Source organism: Nocardia blacklockiae (assembly GCF_015477355.1).
Lineage (GTDB): Bacteria > Actinomycetota > Actinomycetes > Mycobacteriales > Mycobacteriaceae > Nocardia > Nocardia blacklockiae.
This window is the reverse complement of record NZ_JADLRJ010000008.1, coordinates 240,679-258,732: the sequence shown is the minus strand read 5'-3', so window position 1 is coordinate 258,732 and position 18,054 is coordinate 240,679. Positions and strand designations below refer to the sequence as shown.

Below are 18,054 nucleotides of genomic sequence, written 5' to 3'. Positions count from 1 at the left end.
GCAGGGCAGCGTGGCTCGGCTCGCCGGTCCACCGTGCCGCACCGGACCGCCGGAACTCCCGGCGCCGTCCAGCGGCGGCTCGAAACACGGCGCGAGTGACAGTGATCGACGTCGGCTGCCCACGAATTCCCCCTCGTAGTCGGCTCCCCCTGGCACGAATCGCACCAGCATGCCACGGAGGCCGCCGCGCGTGAAGGTTTTCCCCGGTATCGCGAAATGTCCCACACGCCCGGCTCGGACGGGTCGGGTGACACCAGAATGGAGCGGGTATCGGAAGGAGCACCGGCCAGCGTGATCACGAGACTGACGCCGCAGGACGCGTCGTTCTACCGGCTGGAATCGAGCAGCCACCCGATGCACATCGGCTCCCTCGCGATCGTCGGCGATCCTGTGCCCGGCGACAATTCCGAGCATCCGCCGCTGGACTACGACCGGCTGGTCGAACTGGTGGAGAACCGGCTGCCGCTGGTGCCGCGCTACCGGCGCAAGGTCCGCGAGGTCCCCTTCGGGCTGGGCCTGCCGGTGTGGGTGGACGACAGCGCCTTCGACATCACCTATCACGTGCGCCGCTCGGCGCTGCCGGCCCCGGGCACCGACGACCAACTGCACGACCTGGTGGCCCGGCTCGCGTCGCGGCCCCTGGACAACACCCGGCCGCTGTGGGAGATGTACCTGATCGAAGGGCTCGCCGGCGGGCGCCGCGCGGTCTTCACCAAGACGCACTCGGCGCTGGTGGACGGCGTCACGGCACTGGAGATCGGGCACGTCATCCTCGATTCGAGCCCGTCGCCGCGCGAGGTCGCCGACGACGCGTGGATCGCCGTCCGCGAGCCCGGCGAGGTCGAGCTGCTGGCGCTGGCACTGGTGGAACTCGCCGGGCAGCCGCGCGAGGCGTTCGAGGCGCTGCGGCATGCGGGGGCGAACGCGTTCGCGCTGGTCGGTGCGGGCGGGCGGGCGGTCGACCGGCTGCTGTCGCTGGCGCGCGGGGCCGCCACCGGCTGCCGCGACAGCCCGTTCAACACCCGCACCTCCCGCAATCGGCGCGTCGACGTGGTGCGCACCGACCTGGAGGACTACCGCAAGATCCGCCGCCGCTTCGACTGCTCGATCAACGACGTGATCCTGGCCGTGGTGACCGGCGCGCTGCGGATCTTCCTGCAGTCGCGCGACGAGGTGCTGACCGCGTCGGCGGTGCTGCGGGCCGTGGTCCCGATGTCGGTCTACGTCGAGGGCCCGCACGGCGACCGGCTGAAACCGGCCAGCGAGGTGTCGACGTTCGTGATCGATCTGCCGGTGGGCGAGCCGAATCCGGTGATGCGGCTCTCGCACATCTCGCACGCGACCGAGGCGCACGCCCGGCACCGGCGCGGCGTGCGCGCCCGCACGCTGGTGCACATGGCCGGTTTCGCCCCGGCGAGCCTGCACGCCATGAGCGTGCGGGCGGCGAGTACGTTCGCAGAGCACACGTTCAATCTGGTGATCACCAACGCGCCGGGTCCGCAGCGGCCGATGTACATCGGCGGCGCGCGGATGCTGGAGATGTACCCGGTGTCGCCGCTGCTGCGCAATCAGGCCTCGAGCATCGGGATCACGTCCTACGACGGGCAGGTGTGCTACGGCCTGAACGCGGATCGCGATGCGATGGCCGATATCGGAGTACTGTCCGCGGCGGTGCACGAATCCATGGAGGAGATGCTCGGTGCCTGCGTCCAGTGAGTCCGGCACGCCCTCGGGCGAGAAGAAGCTACGCGTCTACGTCCCGGCGACCGTCCCGATGCTGCGGCAGCTGGTGGCCGACCGGGAGCTGCGCGCGATCAACGACACGGCGTTCGCGGTGACCCCGACCCTGCGCGAGGCCTACGCCTCCGGCGACGACGAGGAACTGGCCGAGGTCGCGATGGGCGAGGCGGCGCGCGCGGCGCTGCGGCTGCTCGCCGACGAACGCGAGGCCGCGACCGAGCCCGCCGGCGACGACCCCGACCACCCCTATGCCGGCCCGGTCTACCGGCGCGCGGTGATCGCCGCCGACGTCACCGGCGCGACCCTGCGCCCCGACCTCGACGACGCCGTGGTGCGGCTGTCCGCGCCGATCCCCTATGCCCGGATCGCCTCGGTGCACGTGGACCTCGCCGAGGCCGAGCCCGCGGTGGCCAAGGCCGTGGACGTCGTCGACGCCGCCGACCTGGGCGACGAGGACGCCGAATTCGTGCTGGGCGACGCCGAAGATCATCAACTGGCCTGGTACGCCACCCAGGAACTGCCGTTTCTGCTCGAACTCATGTAGGTCTCGCCGCCGTAACCTACGATGCCGTAACCTTGCACCGGGAGAGCGCGCGGTCGGCGCGCGAGCGTCGTTCAACACAGGGAAATGAGCATCCGCACGATGGTCCTGAAATCGGTACAAGGCGTTCGGGAGTGGCTGGAGGCCCCGGTCGCCGAGGCGAAGATGTCCGGCCGCACCCGGCTCAACGCTTTGCGCGGCGCGGCCGCCCGCGTCACCACCCCGCTGCTGCCCGACGACTATCTGCATCTGATCAACCCGCTGTGGTCTGCGCGTGAGCTGCGCGGCCGCATCGTCTCGGTGCGCAAGGAGACCACCGACGCGGTCACGCTGGTCATCAAGCCGGGCTGGGGCTTCGATTTCAAGTTCACCCCCGGCCAGTACATCGGCATCGGCGTGCTGGTCGGCGGCCGGTGGCACTGGCGCTCCTACTCGCTGACCTGTCCACCGGACTGGACGGACCCGCAGAGCCGGTCCAAGCGGCTGATCTCGATCGCGGTCAAGGCGATGCCGGAGGGTTTCCTGTCCAGCCACCTGGTCAACGGCGTGCCGGAGGGCACGATCGTGCGGCTGGCAGCGCCGCAGGGCGGCTTCGTGCTGCCCGAGCCGCCGCCGGCGAAGGTGCTGTTCCTGACAGCGGGCAGCGGCATCACCCCCGTGATGGCCATGCTGCGCACGCTCGACCGGCGCGGCAACTGGCCCGACGTGGTGCACGTGCACTCCGCCCGCACCGCCGAGGACGTGCTGTTCGGCGCGGAGCTGAGCGAGCTGCACGACCGGCACCCGAGCTTCACCTCGCACCGGCACCTGACCGGCGAGCAGGGCAAGTTCACGCTGGACAGCCTGGACGAGCTGTTCCCCGACTGGCGCGAGCGCGAGACCTGGGCGTGCGGCCCGCTGGCCATGCTCGACGATATCGAGAAGCATTGGGCCGCAGCCGGTTTGAGCGAGCAGCTGCACATCGAGCGGTTCGAGGTGGAACGCTCCGCGGTCGGGCAGGGCGGCACCGTCACCTTCGCGCGCAGCGGTCGCACCGCGACCGTCGACGGCGCCACCACGCTGATGCAGGCCGGTGAGGACGCCGGCGTGCAGATGCCGTTCGGCTGCCGCATGGGCATCTGCCAGACGTGTGTGGTGTCTCTCACCGACGGCCACGTGCGCGATCTGCGCAACGGCGCGGAACACCAGGCGGGAGAGAAGATCCAGACTTGTATCTCCGCCGCGGCGGGTGACTGCACACTGGATGTGTAGCCGGTCGCCCCACGAGCGGTGAACACCGGGTTCGTCGAAACCCGATACCCTCGGGGAAGTCGAGCCGGTTCGCCGCCCGAGGGCAGCGGACACGCCGCGCCGAAGCCGCGGCATCGAGCAACAGGAGCAGGGAGACGCGGTGGCCATCACCGATATCAAGGCGTTCGCCCATCTCACGGCAGCCGATATCGAGACCCTGGGAGAGGAACTCGACACGATTCGCCGTGATGTGGAGCAATCACTCGGCGAACGCGATGCGAGATACATCCGGGGCACCATCCGCGCCCAGCGGATATTGGAGACGGCCGCCCGCGCGACGCTGTTCGCCGGGCGCAACCGCTGGGCCTGGGTGGCCGGTACCGCCATGCTCTCGGTCGCCAAGATCATCGAGAACATGGAGCTCGGGCACAACATCAGCCACGGGCAGTGGGATTGGATGAACGACCCGGAGATCCACTCCACCACCTGGGAGTGGGATATGACCGGCCCCTCCGCGCAGTGGCGGCGGGCGCACAACTACTCCCACCACACCTATACCAACGTGCTCGGCAAGGACGAGGACCTCGGCTTCGGCATCCTGCGGATGACCCGCGACGAGGAATGGAAGCCGCTGCATCTGGCGCAGCCGGCGGCCAACCTGGTGCTGGCGGCGACCTTCGAGTGGGGAATCGCGCTGCACGACTGGAGCATCGAGAAGGAGCTGGCCGACACCCCGCGCTGGGAGCTGATGTCCGAGCCGAACCGGGCGTTCGGCCGCAAGATCGCCCGGCAGGTGGCCAAGGACTTCGTGATCTACCCGGCGCTCACCGGGCCGGGCTGGAAGTCGACGCTGAAGGCCAATGCCACCGCCAATCTGGTCCGGAACCTGTGGGCCTACGCGGTGATCTTCTGCGGCCATTTCCCGGACGGCGCAGAGAAATTCACGATCGAACAGCTCGAGGGCGAGACCCGCGGCGAGTGGTATCTGCGGCAAATGCTCGGCAGCGCGAACTTCTCCGCGGGCCCGGTCATGGCGTTCATGAGCGGTAACCTCTGCTACCAGATCGAGCACCACCTGTTCCCCGATCTGCCGAGCAATCGCTATCCGGAGGTCGCGCGCCGGGTCCGGGAGCTGTGCGACAAATACGATCTTCCGTACACCACCGGTTCGCTCGGCAAGCAATATCTGCTCGCGTTCCGTACGATCCACAAGCTGGCACTGCCGGACCGATTCCTGCGGCGCACCGCCGACGACGCCCCCGAGACCTCCTCGGAACGCAAGTTCGCCGGGCTGACCCTGCCGGCGCTGCCGAGCACCGAGCAGTGGGCCGAGAACCATTGGCCCGTGGACCCGGTGACCGGTGAGCGACGCGGGCTGCGCTCGGCGCTGGCCGAGGCGAAGGTGGCGCTGCGGGAGAAGGCGCGGCAGGAGAAGGAAGCGCTGCGCGAGGCCAAATCGGCGCTGCAGGACAAGGCCCGGCAGGAGAAGCTGCTGCTGCGCCGGCGGGCGTTGCGCGAGCGCGCGATTCGCCGGGTGCGCCGACGTCAGCGGGCGATTTGACCATATGTTGGTCACGATCACAATGCGGCGTACGCCACAGTTGTGAATCAATCCGTCGGCAACCTACGGAGCCGTAACCTACGGTAGTGTAACCAGCATGGCAATCTCGGATGTCAAGGAATACGCCCACCTCACCCCCGAGGATGTGGAGGCCATCGGCGCCGAGCTGGACGCGATCCGACGCGAGATCGAGGCGTCCCGCGGCGAGCGTGACGCCAAATACATCCGCAACGTGATCCGGCTCCAGCGCGGCCTTGAGATCTCCGGCCGCGCGGTGCTGTTCGCCAGCTTCCTGCCCCCGGCCTGGCTGGCCGGCACGGCGCTGCTGAGCGCGGCCAAGATCATCGAGAACATGGAGATCGGCCACAACGTCATGCACGGCCAGTGGGACTGGATGAACGATCCGGAGATCCACTCGTCGTCGTGGGAGTGGGACAACGTCGGCCCCTCCGAACACTGGAAGATCACGCACAACTTCCTGCACCACAAGTACACCAACGTGCTGGGCATGGACGACGACATCGGCTACGGCCTGCTGCGCGTCACCCGCGACCAGCGCTGGGCGCCGTTCTACCTCGGCCAGCCGGTGTACAACCTGCTGCTGCAGATGTTCTTCGAGTACGGCGTCGCGATCCAGCACCTGGAGCTGGGCAAGGTCGCCAAGAAGAAGTGGCCCGCCGACAGCCCGGAGCGCAAGCAGTTCGAGGCGGACCGCCGCCTGGTGCTGAAGAAGGTCGGCAAGCAGGTCGCCAAGGACTACCTGATCTTCCCGCTGCTCACCGGCCCCGCGTTCTTCTCCACGCTGACGGCCAACCTCACCGCCAACATCGTGCGCAACGTGTGGACCAACGCGGTCATCTTCTGCGGCCACTTCCCCGACGGCGCCGAGAAGTTCACCAAGGCCGACATCGACGGCGAGACCCAGGGCGAGTGGTACCTGCGGCAGATGCTGGGCAGCGCCAACATCTCCGGCGGCCCGCTGCTGCACTTCATGACCGGCAACCTCTCGCACCAGATCGAGCACCACCTGTTCCCGGACCTGCCGAGCAACCGGCTCGCCGCGATCGCGGTGCGGGTGCGCGAACTGTGCGACAAGTACGACCTGCCCTACACCACCGGCTCGCTGCCGGTGCAGTACGCCAAGTCGTGGCGCACCATCATCAAGCTGTCGCTGCCCAACAAGTACCTGCGCCGCACCACCGACGACGCCCCGGAGACCAGGTCGGAGCGGGCCTTCGGCGGCGCCGCCACGATCGACCCGGCCACCGGCCGCCGGCGCGGCCTGCGCACGGCGCTGCGGCAGGGCCGGCGTCGCCTGGCCGCCCGCCGCGACGCGGTGGCCGTCGGCTGAGCTTCCCGTATCCACGCACCCCGCATCGGTTTTCCCTCACCGATGCGGGGTGCGTTCGGGTAGGGGGTCGCTTCGGGTAGGGGGTGCGGCGGGTCGGGGTCGACCATCGCCTGATTGACTGAGGCCCGTGTTGGCTCAACCCGGTATCTACGACGTCATTCGGCAGCGACGCGATGTGCGCGCGGAATTCACCGGGGAACTGGTCGACGACGAGACGCTGCTGCGGATTCTCGATGCCGCGCACCGCGCGCCCAGCGTCGGCAATTCGCAGCCGTGGGACTTCGTCGTCGTGCGGGATCGAAAGCGGCTGGCGCGCTTCGCCGCGCACGTCGCCGAGAAGCGCGTCGAATTCCGCGCCGCGCTGCCGCCCGAGCGGGCCCGCACCTTCGATCCGATCAAGATCGAGGGCATCACCGAGAGCGGCACGGGCATCGTCGTCACCCACGACGACCGCCGCGGCGGCCCGCAGGTGCTCGGCCGCGCCACCGTGCCCGAAACCGGGCTCTACTCCACGATTCTCGCGATCCAGAACCTGTGGCTGGCGGCCACCGCCGAGCAGGTCGGCGTGGGCTGGGTGAGTTTCTACGACACCCTGTTCCTCACCAAGCTGATCGAACTGCCGCCGGGCATCCGCCCGATCGCCTGGCTCTGTGTCGGTCCCGTGCGCGAGTTCCAGCAGACGCCGGATCTGGAGCGCTTCGGCTGGCGTGCCCGCCGTCCCCTCGAGCACGCCGTCCACTGGGAGCGGTTCCGGAGCTGACCGCGGGTCAGCGGAAGCGGACCTCGGCGGTGGCGAGGCCGAAGATCTTGCGGCCGTCCGACTTCGCGACGATGGCCACCACGGCGGTGCGCGTGTCCGGGTCGAGCGACTTCACCCGGCCGGAGTACTCGATCCGCCCGCCCGCGCGCGGCACCACCGCGTAGTTGGAGAGCCGGACCCGGTAGCGGGTCAGCGCGCCGGGATCGCCGGACCAGGCGGACACGACGCCCGCGCCGAGGCCCATGGTGAGCATGCCGTGCGCGATGATGTCCGGCAGCCCGGCGAGGCGGGCGACGTGGTCGTCCCAGTGGATCGGGTTCGAGTCGCCGGAGACGCCGGCGTAGTTGACCAGATCGCCGCGGGACAGGCGCGCGTCGCGCACGGGCAGTTCATCGCCGACGGCGAGGTCGTCGAACGACGCCACCGTGTGCGGCGCCCGCTCGGAACCCCTTGTGGAGAGCCGCATCTCACCCTCGGGCCGCACCGGCACCGGTCCGTCGGCCGCGGAGTCCGCCGCGCGAGTGCGGCCGAGCAGCTTCACGTCGTGCACCATCAGGTCGTCGACCGCGCCGGTGATGGCGGGGTCGACGTCCTCCCCGGTGACGCCGACGACCGTCGTGTGCATCACGTGCACCACCTCACCGGTCTCGTCGGTGAAGGTGTTGGTCACGGTGATCAGGTCCTTGCCCGCGACGCGGCGCACGGCCGACAGTTCCACGTCGGTGTGCAGCCGGTCCCCCGCCACGATCGGCCGGTGCTGCTCGAAGACCTGCTCGGTCTGCACGAACATGTCGTAGCCGACCACGACGTCCTCGAACAGCTTGCGGTTGGCCGCCATGGCCGGGATGGACACGAATGTCAGCGGCGCCACCAGGCCGGGGTATCCGCGCTCGAGCGCCGCGTCCTCCGTCGCATGCGCCGGATGCGCGTCCTGCACCGCTCTGGCGTACTCCCGGACCTTCTCCCGTCCGACCTCGTACGGGTTCTCCACCCGGTAGTAGTGCCCGACCCGCGATGCCACATCGGGTGCATCGACCTCAACAGTCACAGTCACCAGCCCTTCACCTAGGAACGCTGCCCACCGGAGACTAGCGGACGACGCGGCCGGGCCGGGCTGTGACGCAGGCCAGGATCGAACCGGAACCCGTTGTGCTGTACCAGGTCAGACGCGTTCCAGCACGGCCGACGCGCCGATGCCGCCGGCCGCGCAGATGCCCAGCAGGGCAGCGCTCTTGCCGGACAACGCCAATTCGTTGGCCATGGTGGTGACCATGCGCGCACCGGTCGCGCCGAACGGGTGGCCCAGCGACACCGATCCGCCGTGCACGTTCAGGACGGCCGGGTCGATCTCGCCGACCGCGGTGTCGCGATCGAGGCGGGTCTTGGCCCAGTCGTCGCTGGCCAGTGCGGCCAGCACCGACAGCGTCTGGGCGGCGAAGGCCTCGTGGATATCGACGAAATCGACGTCGCCGAGCGACATTCCGGCCTTGTCGAGCGCGCGCGGCATGGAGATGGCCGGGCCGATCAGCACCTGATCGCGCGGGTCGACACTGACGTAGCTCCAGGAACGGATCGCCGCCAGCGGTTGCAGGCCGAGCTCGCGGGCCTTCTCCTCGCTCATCAGCAGCACCGCGGCGGCCCCGTCGGTGAGCGGGCTGGCGTTGCCGGCGGTGACGGTGCCGTCCTTCGCGAACACCGGCGCCAGCCTCGACAGCTTCTCGACGCTGGTGTCCGCCCGCACCAGGCCGTCGCGGGTCACCGACTTCCCTTCGGGGGTAACGACTTCCAGCACCTCGCGGTCGAACCGGCCGGACTCGATGGCGGCCGCGGCGCGGTGATGGGAGCGGGCGGCGAACTCGTCCTGCGCGGCCCGGGTGACGCCGTGGATGCCGGCCATCTTCTCCGCCGACTCGCCCATCACCTCGCCGGTGGTGCGCTCCTCGATCTTCGGCCGCTTCGGCAGCAGGTCGGTGAACGGGGCCAGCTGCGCCACCGCGGAGAGATAGTCCTTCGCCTTCGGCTTGCCCAGGGCCAGCGGGGCCGCCGCGTGCACCATCTTCTGCGGCAGCTTGACCTCGGCATTGCTGGTGGAGTCGCTGCCGCCGGCGATCATGATGTCGTACTCGCCGCGCTCGATGGCGGCCGCCGCCGACGTGACCGCCTGCAGTCCGGACGCGCACGCCCGGGTCACGGTGTGGCCCTCGCAGCCCGGGTCGAGCTTCAGGTCCAGCGCGATCTCGCGCGCGATATTGGGCGCCGCGCCGGGCAGGATCACCCCGCCCCAGACGATCGCCTGCACGAGGTCCTTCGGCAGCCCGGTCCGCTCCAGCAGGCCCGCGACCGCGGCGTCGGCCAGGTCGATGGAGTCCATCCGGGTGTAGTCGGTGAACGCGCGCACGAACGGCGTGCGGGCCCCGGAGACGATCACTGCACGGCGAGCCTTGGTGGTCACGGCCAGTCCTTCCACGACGAATGCTGGACTACCAACTTACTGCACGGTAAGGAATAAGGCGATACACCATGTCACACACAAGTGCGGGCGTCAGGCCCGCGCGACCGGCGGCACGGTCATCAGGGCGGCGTAGTAGTCGCCGGTGAAGGACTCGCCGACCGGGCGGCCCTCCGCCTCCACCCAGGAGTGCGCGGCGATCGGCGGCATCCTGCGGACGCCGACGCGCCAGGTCGGCCACTGTCCCCGGGTGCGGCAGAGCAGGGCGACGGTGATCGAGCGCAGCAGGCAGGACCGCGGCCCGACACAGGCGTAGCTGACCGCGACGACGTGCTCGCGCGCGACGAGGGTGTCGTGGAATGTCGCGGGCGCGGCGTGGTGGCGCAGTAGTTCCAGCACCGCGCGCAGGCGCGCCGGCGGCACCTTCGTCAGGACGCGGGCGAGGGCGACCAGCGCGTGGATGAGGATTCGTTCGCGCACGGGCACGCGGCCCGGGGCGTGGTACAGCGGATGGTGCGTCGTCACGAGGGCTCCGAACTCACGCCGGGTCGGCGAGTAGTGCGGCGGAACGTAATTCGTCGAGCAGGGCGCGAATGTCGCGCTCCGCGTCGGGCGTGCCGACGTCGTACTTCGCGGCGACGGCGGCGGCTGCCGCGGCGAGGCTGCCGGTCGCGGCCAGCTCCCGCAGCGCCACGGCGGCCGAACCGTTGAGGCCCCAGTAGATTCCGCTCTTCTCGTCGAGCAGCGTGATGCCGTCGTCGGTCTCGGCCAGGGACACGCCGTCCCGGAACAAGGTATTCATGAGGTAACGCCTTCGCGGTCGGTTCGGTGGCTGCGCGTCCATCGGTCCTCGGCCTGCAGCCAGGCCTCGACGGCGATGGTCAGATCGAGTGCGGCGCGGTGTTTTTCGAGCAGCAGTGGTTCCCGGCAGCACTCCCGCACGGTGCGCGCGTCGATGATGGCGAGGTCGGCCAGCCGCGAGTTCGCCAGCAGCGCGCCGATCTCGCCGCGGTGCCGCCGCAGACCGCGCGCCACGCCGGCGCTGGTGTTGGCCTTGGTGCCGCGGTGGCGGGTGGCCTCCGGCACGATGCCGGCCATCGCCTCGGCCAGCAGCGGCTTGTAGCGCTCGGTGTCGACCCGGTCCACGGGATTCACCGACAGGGCCGCCGCCACCACCGCGTCGTCGAGGTAGGGGGCCGCGATGGGCACCCCGATGCGGTCGGCGAACTGGCCGCACAGCCGGGCGCCGCGGGCGACGCCGTACAGCTGCTCGAGGGTCTGGTGCAGACCGCGATCCGGCGACACCGGGGAGGCGTCGCGGGCGCTGTCGAGCACGGCGGCGCGCACGGCTGCCGTGGCATCGGCGGTCAGCCACGGCGGGGCCACCAGGCCCAGCCCCCAGTCGACGGCCGGTTCGGGCGCCCAGGACGGCGTGGTGGTGATGCCGTGGGCGATCTCGGTCAGGTGGTCGCTGTAGGGCCGGTCGGCGGCCATGCGCAGGCTCATTCGCCACAGCGGGTACCTGTGCTTCGCGGCCCAGCGGCGGGCCGTGCGCAGCGCGGCCACCGGATGCCTCCGCGCGACCGAGTGCAGCCACCCCCAGCCGACGCGCAGGATCTCGTCGCCCCCGAACCCGACGAGCCTGACCTGCGCGCCCTGCTCGACGCTGCGGTGGCAGACCGCCTCGAGCCTGGCCTTGTTGACCTGGACGAGGCACGGCTCGTCGAATCGGTCGGCGGTGGCGGCGATTCCGGCGTAGGTCAGCGGCAGGGCGTCCGCGGCCACGACGTCGTGGGTCACGGTGCCGAGCGCGGCGACGGTCTGCCGCGCCCAGTGGACGTCGTCGTCCAGGGCGTCGGCGCCCGCCGCGGTGATGGCCACGACCCGGGCGTCGCGCTCGGCCGCGAGGCAGCACAGCGCTGTCGAGTCGACACCGCCCAAATCCGCTGCCACCGTGTGCTTGCCCGCCACTCGCAGGCCGACGGCTGCGCGCAGCCGGGCACGGAACAACTCCGCGCCCTCCGCCAGCGAGAGCTCGGCGGCGGGTGGGTGCCACCACCGGCGCTGCTCGACGCGACCGCGCTCGTCGAACTCGACCTCGTATCCGGGCGACACCACGTCTATCCCGGACCAGACCGAGCGGAAGGACAAGGGCCACGGCACGACGTAGAGCAGCAGCATGGCGAGCCGGTGCTCGTCGACGGCGGAATGCGCCAGGACGGCAAGCACATCGGCGCGGTCGCTCGCGATCCGGACGCCGTCGACCATCGTGTGGAAGACCCGGCGCAATCCCGAGGCGGTGCCGCGCACCCGCACGCGGCCCGACCGCGAGTCGATCAGATGGAAGCTGCCGGGAACCGGTTCCGCGGACTGCGCCCCGTTGCCGAAGAGTCCGGCGAGCCGATGCGGCGACAGCGTGTGTTCACCGAGTGCGGCACCCGCGCTGTCGGCGGTGCGAGTCACGACGATTTCGGAATCTGCCCAGGCGCCCAGAATCCACGGGCGTCCGCTCGGATGGGCGATTTCCCGCACGGCTCCGTAATGCGCACGGACGCGGCGCGCGATGAATTCCGATTCGTCGTTGTCCGCGACGGCTACGAACCATTTCGGCGCGGTCGATGGAATATCCAACGCTCCCCCCTCGAGTGCGCATCAACTACGTGTAGAAACCCCGCCGACGCGATCCGCGCCTCGGCCCGGCTCCCGGGGCCTGAGCCACGGATCGCCTGGTAGCGGCCCCGATCAGGGCCAGTTCTGGTCGCCGAAGGGGAACTCGGGCAGGAAGCTCGAGAAGCCCTCGGTGATTTCCGCGAAGTTGCCGATCCGGACCAGCGCCGGTCGTTCGTATGCGAGCATGAGTATGCTCCTCCCCAGCAATGCGTATGAATTCGAGAATAGCCGCGCGAATAGGACTCGACCCATCGGCGGACTCGGTCTGCGCGCCCGACGACGCAATAATAGAATTCCCCTCCCCTCGGTCACAGACCGCTGAAACCCATAATAGTGCACGCCCACCGGAAATCAAGGTGAATAATGTCCGGCCCGGACATGCGAACCGGGGCCGCGCGGCGGGTGGCCGCACGGCCCCGGGCGGGGACGGTGACGCCTGCTACGCGAGCCTGATCAGGCCGTAGTCGAAGGCGTGGCGACGGTAGACCACCGACGGTCGGTCGGTCTCGCGGTCGTGGAAGAGGAAGAAGTCGTGGCCGACGAGCTCCATCTGGTAGAGCGCGTCGTCGACCGACATGGGGTTGGCCGGATGCACCTTCGTCCGGACGATGTGGCCCGGGCCGGCGTACTCACCGGACTCCGCCTCGTCGGGCCGGTGGTCGTGGATCTCGGATCCGTTGGTACCGGCCGGGTGTGCCTCCTCGACCAGTGTGGCCGTGGCCTCGGCCACGGACAGCGGGGTCTTCTCCCCGTAGTGCACGCGCCGCCGGTCCTTGCTGCGGCGCAACCGGCTCTCAAGCTTCTCCACCGCGGATTCCAGTGCGGCATAGAAGCTTTCCGCGCAGGCCTCGGACCGGGCGACCGGCCCCTTGCCGCGGACGGTGATCTCGACGCGCTGACAACTCTTGCGCTGGCGGCGATTTCGTTCGTGGAACAGCTCGACGTCGAACAGGTAGATCGACGGGTCGAACCGCTCGAGTCGGGAGAGCTTCTCCGCGACGTGGATGCGGAAATGATCGGGAACCTCGACGTTGCGGCCCTTCACCACGACGTCCGCACGAGGCGTCCTGGGCCGGTCCGCTGCAGGTTGCTCGACACCGTTGCGTTCGTATTCGAACGCGGAGCCGTCACGGGTCGAGGGATCTGCTGCTTTCACTGAAGGTCGTGAAGTCGTCACGCGTACCTCCCGGATTTGGCCACACAACCTGATGCATGTGCGGCGGGATTCAACCGCGCCGAGTCGAGCACTATGCCGGGAAACTCGGCACGAAGTCGTCCGAGGTGCCACCTCCAAACTCTCTGGTTCGGGTGTCAGATCGCTCTGTCAGCAACGCTATTACGACAGCGATCCGACCGCCAGTGTTCACGCAAATTTCAAAGCTTCAAGCGGCACATGTCACCAACACGCCACGCGTCGACACGCCCGATCGCGCCAGTGCCCGCACCGACTCACCGGCCGTGGCGCCCGTGGTGAGGACGTCGTCGACCAGTACTACCTCGATATTCGGGTCGCGCAGGACAGCGAGCAGCGAATCGCGGGTGGGCCGGACGCGGCCGCGGAGATTGCGCTGACGGTCGGTCGGGCCCAGGCCGACCGAGTCGCGCACGCCGGCGGCCGCGGCCAGCACGGGGGCGTACCGGCAATCCGGTAGCCAACCGCTGGCGACCCGCACGGCCCGGGCCACCGGGTCGCCGCCGCGGCGCCGGGCGGCCACCCGCCTGCTCGGCGCCGGGACCAGCGCCAGCGGCCGATCGCGCGACCGCAGCCCATCCAGGCCCCTCGCCAGGGCCAGGCCGAGCGGTGCGGCCAGATCGCGGCGGCCGCGTTCCTTCGCCGCCAGCACCGCGCGCCGCCGCGACCCCGCGTAGGGGCCCAGCGCCCAGCACGGCACTCCCGGGTCGGCGCGCGGGCGCACCCGCACCGGCGGGCCCGCAAGGCTTTCCGCGCACGCGGCACACCAGCCGGTGCCGAGCGCCCCGCAGCCTCCGCACGCGTGCGGCAGGATCAGATCCAGCAGCGTTCGCATCGGCACAGTGTGCCGTTCGCCACCGACAAGTCCCCGCAGTGGGAAGGACCGCTCAGCCCGGCAGCACCGGGGTGGCGTTCGAGCCCAGGCCCGGGACCTCGCGCCAGAAGCGTTCCCCGCCCGGCTCGGCGGACTGCAGCTGCATGACCGCGCGGGAGTCGGCGATGTACTGCGTGTCGATCGACGCGCTCAGCGTCCGCACCGGCGGGGTGAGGTTCTGGCTGGTGACCGCGTCGGATTGGGAGCCGTCGATCAGCACGGTCTTCACCGGGTCGACATTGCCCTCGCGGGCCAGCATGAGCGTGTCACCACTGAGCCAGTCCAGCGACACCACGGCCGTGCTCAGGCTCAGGGCGATGGGCAGCGGCGAGGCCAGCGCGTACTTCCCGTCCGGTTGCGGCACCACGACCACCACGTACGCCCGGCCCCCGGCCACGATCGCGGCGCGAGCGCCGGTGCGCGACATCCGCAGTTCGGTGATCGGCGTGCGCAGCATGGGCTCGGCCGTCGTCGCCGACGACGAGAACAGGGCCGAGGTGTCGACGTCCTGCACCGACACGTTGCCGGTGGTGCGGTCGTGCACGGCCCGCACCACGCGGTCGCCGTCGACCACGGACCAGGCCGAACCGCCGTCGGCGGTCCACGACGGCCGGGTGAAGGTATTGCCCTCGGCGACGGCCAGGGCGGTGCCGTCGTTGCTGCCGATCACGAGGGTGCGCGCGGGTTCCGGCGCGGGCCGGCCGCTGTCGGCGACCGCCGCCACCAGCTGGCCGTCCGGGGTGAGCCCCACCGACTGCAGATTGCGCGCCGCGCCGAAATAGCCCGGCACCGGGGCGATTCCGCTGTCGGTCACCTTCATCAGCGCGCCGTCGCGGACCGCGTGCAGGCCGATCCGGTTGTGCGCGTTGGCCGTCGGGCTCATCGAGCTGACGTCGGGCACGGTCCAGCCCGTGGTCGCGTAGCGTTCGTCGAGCGGTTTGCCGTCGCCCAGCAGGAAGTACGGCCCGAGAATGCCGGCGTCGGCCAGCGTCAGCACGACCTGCGCCGCGAGCAGTTCCTTGCTGCGCTGGTCGAGGGTCGAACCAGCGGCGAAATCTATTTGCACACCGCCCAATCCGACGCCGACGCCGTCGGTGTCCCCGTTGGGTTTGGTGATGCTGCCGCGCACCGCGACCGGGCCGGACAGAATGTTGCGGACCGCCGGGGCGAGCGCCGGCTGCGGCCCCTCGGCGAGCAGCGTCAGCATCCGCTGGGTGAGCTGGTCCTTCTGCACCGCGACCCAGCGCAGGTCCGGAACCATCGCGGTCCCGGCCACATTCGAGAAGTTCACCGGATAGCGCCGGTAGGTCTTGGCGAACGCGGTGGAGTCCATCACCACGCCCGGCGGCAGCTCATCGATCCGCCATTCGTTGCCGACCTTGGTCATCTCGATGTGGTCCTCGAGCGTGTTGTCGGCGACCCGGTAGGACCCGTCGGCTTCCAGTTCGCCGATCTTGTGCGCGCGGATCTGGTAGGTCGCGGTGTCGCCGGACCGGGATTCGCGCAGCGTGTCGGGCTTCTCGACGATGACCGTGCGGGCGGTGTCGTCCCAGCTCGCCGCCGCCGCGGGGGTCAGGTACTGGCGCGCGGTCTGATGCCGGTTGGACGGATCCGCGGTGGCCTGCAGGAAATCTCGCAGCAGCAGGTCCGGGTCGCGGCCGGCACTCGGCGGCGGCGGCCCGGGGGTCGTGGTGCCGCGGTCGATGGTGCCCAGCGCCTGCGGAGCCGAGTTGTCGGGCAGGTTGGCGCATCCGGTCAGGGCGAGCAGGCCGGCCAGCGCGAGGCCGAGCGCGGCGCGCCACCGCTGCATTGCAGTCCACAGGCTCATATCTTCGGATCTCCGGAGTCGCTGAGCACATCCGCCGCCCCGGCCCCGTTGCCGGTGGACTTCCGACCGGAAGTCGGCGAGTCTCCTTCTGTCGCAGTGGATTCGGTGTCGTTCGAGGCGCTGCCCGCCGCCGCGTCAGGTTCGTCCGGTGCGGGCGTACGGGTTTCGGCGGAATCGTCGGCGAAGACGTCGGCGGGCACGGTGTCGGCTCCCGGATCATCCTGCGGCGCAGCGGCTTCCGGGGTGAGCACCTTGCGCTTCGGCGGTTCCAGCGTCAGCGGGCTGGCGCCCAGCTTGCGGCCGCGGACCAGGGGCAGCGTCAGCCGGAAGCTGGCGCCCTGCCCGGGTTCGCCCCAGGCCTCCAGTCGGCCGTCGTGCAGATTGGCGTCCTCGACACTGATCGACAGGCCCAGACCGGTGCCGCCGGAGCGCCGCATCCGCGACGGATCCGAGCGCCAGAACCGGTTGAACACCAGCTTCTCCTCGCCCGGCCGCAGGCCCACACCCTGGTCGCGCACCACGATGCCGACCGCGTTGGCGTCCAGGTCGCCGCGCATCCGGATCAGCACCGGCTTGCCCTCGCTGTGGTCGATGGCGTTGGCGAGCAGGTTGCGCAGCACGCGCTCCACGCGGCGCGGGTCGACCTCGGCCACCAGCGGGTCCTCCGGAAGATCCACCACCAGTTCGCAACCGGACTCCTTGGCCAGATGCCGCACGGTGGAGATGGCGGCCCGCGCGCACATCCGCACGTCCAGCGACTCGACCTGCAACTCGGCGACGCCCGCGTCGTGGCGGCTGATCTCCAGCAGGTCGTTGAGCAGGCCCTCGAACCGATCCAGCTCGGTGACCAGCAGTTCGGCGCTGCGGGCCAGCGCGGGATCCAGTTCGTCGCTGGAGCCGTGGATCAGGTCGGCGGCCATCCGCACGGTGGTCAGCGGGGTGCGCAGTTCGTGGCTGACGTCGGAGGTGAAGCGGCGTTGCAGGTTGCCGAACTCCTCGAGCTGGGTGATCTGGTTGGACAGGCTCTCGGCCATCTCGTTGAACGACATGGCCAAGCGGGCCATGTCGTCCTCGCCCCGGACCAGCATCCGCTCCTTGAGCCGGCCGTCGGCGAAGCGGCTGGCGATGCGCGCCGCGGAACGGATCGGCAGCACCACCTGCCGGGTCACCAGCGCGGTGATCGCGGCCAGCAGCACCAGCAGGACGAGGCCGCCGATCAGCATGGTGCCGGTCATCAGGTCGCGGCTGCGGTGCTCGTTGGTGAGCGGGAAGATCAGGTAGATCTCGAGGGTCGGCACCTCGAGGCTGGGACTGCCGATGATCAGCGCCGGGCCGCGATAGCGCTCCGGATCCGACACCGTCGTGAACTGGTAGCTCACCTGGTTCTGCTGCACGAACCGGCGCAGTTCGGCGGGCACGTCCTGGATGGGCCCCGCGGGGATCTCCTGCTGGCCGTCGCCGACCATCACCAGCGCCGCCTCGTAGCTGCCGGCGGCGCCGACCGACTGCGAGCTGGTGCCCGTCGACAGCGCCCGCAGCGCGTCCTGCAGCCGGATCGCCTGGCTGCTGGAATCGTTCGCGCCGGTCAGCTGGGTCTCGACGGTGTTGCGCGCCCGGCCCATCTCCTCGATGCCGGCGTTCTGCTTGGCCTGCAGCAGGCGGTCGGTGATCTGACTGGTCAGCACGACGCCGAGGATCGTGATGACGATCAGCGACAGGGTGAGCGTGGACACCACGACACGCAACTGCAGCGAACGCCGCCACACGTGACCCAGTGCTTCTCCGACGGATTTGGACCAGGCCACCACGGCCGCCAGCAACCGCTGCACGCGGTCTCTGGAGGCATCGATCACGGCGC

Annotated in this window: 16 protein-coding genes; 6 read left to right on the top strand and 10 right to left on the bottom strand. The window is 70.1% G+C overall.

Annotated elements, in window-relative coordinates; translation table 11 throughout:
• The first annotated feature begins 291 nt into the window (after positions 1-291).
• The 6 genes from IU476_RS24440 (at position 292) to bluB (ending at position 7,183) form a co-directional block, all read left to right on the top strand.
• Positions 292-1,716 carry a WS/DGAT/MGAT family O-acyltransferase gene (locus IU476_RS24440; RefSeq protein WP_195103788.1) on the top strand — a complete coding sequence of 475 codons (1,425 nt, stop codon included), beginning with the start codon at positions 292-294 and terminating at the stop codon, positions 1,714-1,716.
• Positions 1,700-2,284 carry a DUF6912 family protein gene (locus IU476_RS24435; RefSeq protein WP_438944060.1) on the top strand — a complete coding sequence of 195 codons (585 nt, stop codon included), beginning with the start codon at positions 1,700-1,702 and terminating at the stop codon, positions 2,282-2,284. Before IU476_RS24440 ends, IU476_RS24435 begins: the two co-directional genes overlap by 17 nt.
• A gap of 84 nt (positions 2,285-2,368) precedes the next feature.
• Positions 2,369-3,532, top strand: a complete 1,164-nt coding sequence (locus IU476_RS24430; protein ID WP_438944059.1) for a ferredoxin reductase — start codon at positions 2,369-2,371, stop codon at positions 3,530-3,532.
• 139 nt (positions 3,533-3,671) lie between these two features.
• Positions 3,672-5,072 (top strand): fatty acid desaturase family protein, encoded by a 1,401-nt coding sequence (locus IU476_RS24425; RefSeq protein WP_195103787.1) that lies wholly within the window; start codon positions 3,672-3,674, stop codon positions 5,070-5,072.
• A 97-nt stretch (positions 5,073-5,169) separates the two neighbouring features.
• On the top strand, positions 5,170-6,423 hold the full coding sequence (locus tag IU476_RS24420; protein WP_195103785.1) for a fatty acid desaturase family protein: 1,254 nt from the start codon (positions 5,170-5,172) through the stop codon (positions 6,421-6,423).
• A gap of 130 nt (positions 6,424-6,553) precedes the next feature.
• Positions 6,554-7,183: a 5,6-dimethylbenzimidazole synthase gene (bluB, locus tag IU476_RS24415; RefSeq protein ID WP_228824272.1), complete on the top strand. Its 630-nt coding sequence runs from the start codon at positions 6,554-6,556 to the stop codon at positions 7,181-7,183.
• A 7-nt stretch (positions 7,184-7,190) separates the two neighbouring features.
• On the opposite strand, the gene IU476_RS24410 is transcribed toward bluB, so the two are convergent.
• The 10 genes from IU476_RS24410 to mtrB all read right to left on the bottom strand — a co-directional run bounded on the left by IU476_RS24410 (position 7,191) and on the right by mtrB (position 18,049).
• Positions 7,191-8,231, bottom strand: a complete 1,041-nt coding sequence (locus tag IU476_RS24410; protein ID WP_195103990.1) for a fused (3R)-hydroxyacyl-ACP dehydratase subunits HadA/HadB — start codon at positions 8,229-8,231, stop codon at positions 7,191-7,193.
• Positions 8,232-8,345: 114 nt separating this feature from the next.
• Positions 8,346-9,635, bottom strand: a complete 1,290-nt coding sequence (locus IU476_RS24405; protein WP_195103783.1) for an acetyl-CoA C-acyltransferase — start codon at positions 9,633-9,635, stop codon at positions 8,346-8,348.
• 90 nt (positions 9,636-9,725) lie between these two features.
• Complete coding sequence (locus IU476_RS24400) at positions 9,726-10,157, bottom strand: lasso peptide biosynthesis B2 protein (RefSeq protein ID WP_195103781.1); 432 nt, start codon at positions 10,155-10,157, stop codon at positions 9,726-9,728.
• A gap of 13 nt (positions 10,158-10,170) precedes the next feature.
• The gene (locus tag IU476_RS24395; protein ID WP_195103779.1) at positions 10,171-10,434 is read right to left on the bottom strand and encodes a lasso peptide biosynthesis PqqD family chaperone; all 264 of its coding nucleotides are present in this window, start codon (positions 10,432-10,434) and stop codon (positions 10,171-10,173) included.
• Positions 10,431-12,263, bottom strand: coding sequence for an asparagine synthase-related protein (locus IU476_RS24390; protein WP_195103778.1), 1,833 nt, complete (start codon positions 12,261-12,263; stop codon positions 10,431-10,433). The genes IU476_RS24395 and IU476_RS24390 overlap by 4 nt, the downstream gene beginning before the upstream one ends.
• A gap of 111 nt (positions 12,264-12,374) precedes the next feature.
• Positions 12,375-12,488 carry a lasso RiPP family leader peptide-containing protein gene (locus IU476_RS24385; protein WP_195103776.1) on the bottom strand — a complete coding sequence of 38 codons (114 nt, stop codon included), beginning with the start codon at positions 12,486-12,488 and terminating at the stop codon, positions 12,375-12,377.
• A 253-nt stretch (positions 12,489-12,741) separates the two neighbouring features.
• On the bottom strand, positions 12,742-13,350 hold the full coding sequence (gene hpf / locus IU476_RS24380; protein WP_324194274.1) for a ribosome hibernation-promoting factor, HPF/YfiA family: 609 nt from the start codon (positions 13,348-13,350) through the stop codon (positions 12,742-12,744).
• Between the two features lie 334 nt (positions 13,351-13,684).
• The gene (locus tag IU476_RS24375) at positions 13,685-14,329 is read right to left on the bottom strand and encodes a ComF family protein (protein ID WP_195103766.1); all 645 of its coding nucleotides are present in this window, start codon (positions 14,327-14,329) and stop codon (positions 13,685-13,687) included.
• Between the two features lie 52 nt (positions 14,330-14,381).
• Positions 14,382-16,196, bottom strand: a complete 1,815-nt coding sequence (gene lpqB, locus IU476_RS24370; RefSeq protein WP_228824210.1) for an MtrAB system accessory lipoprotein LpqB — start codon at positions 16,194-16,196, stop codon at positions 14,382-14,384.
• On the bottom strand, positions 16,193-18,049 hold the full coding sequence (gene mtrB, locus IU476_RS24365; protein WP_195103764.1) for an MtrAB system histidine kinase MtrB: 1,857 nt from the start codon (positions 18,047-18,049) through the stop codon (positions 16,193-16,195). Before mtrB ends, lpqB begins: the two co-directional genes overlap by 4 nt.
• Between the last annotated feature and the right edge of the window lie 5 nt (positions 18,050-18,054).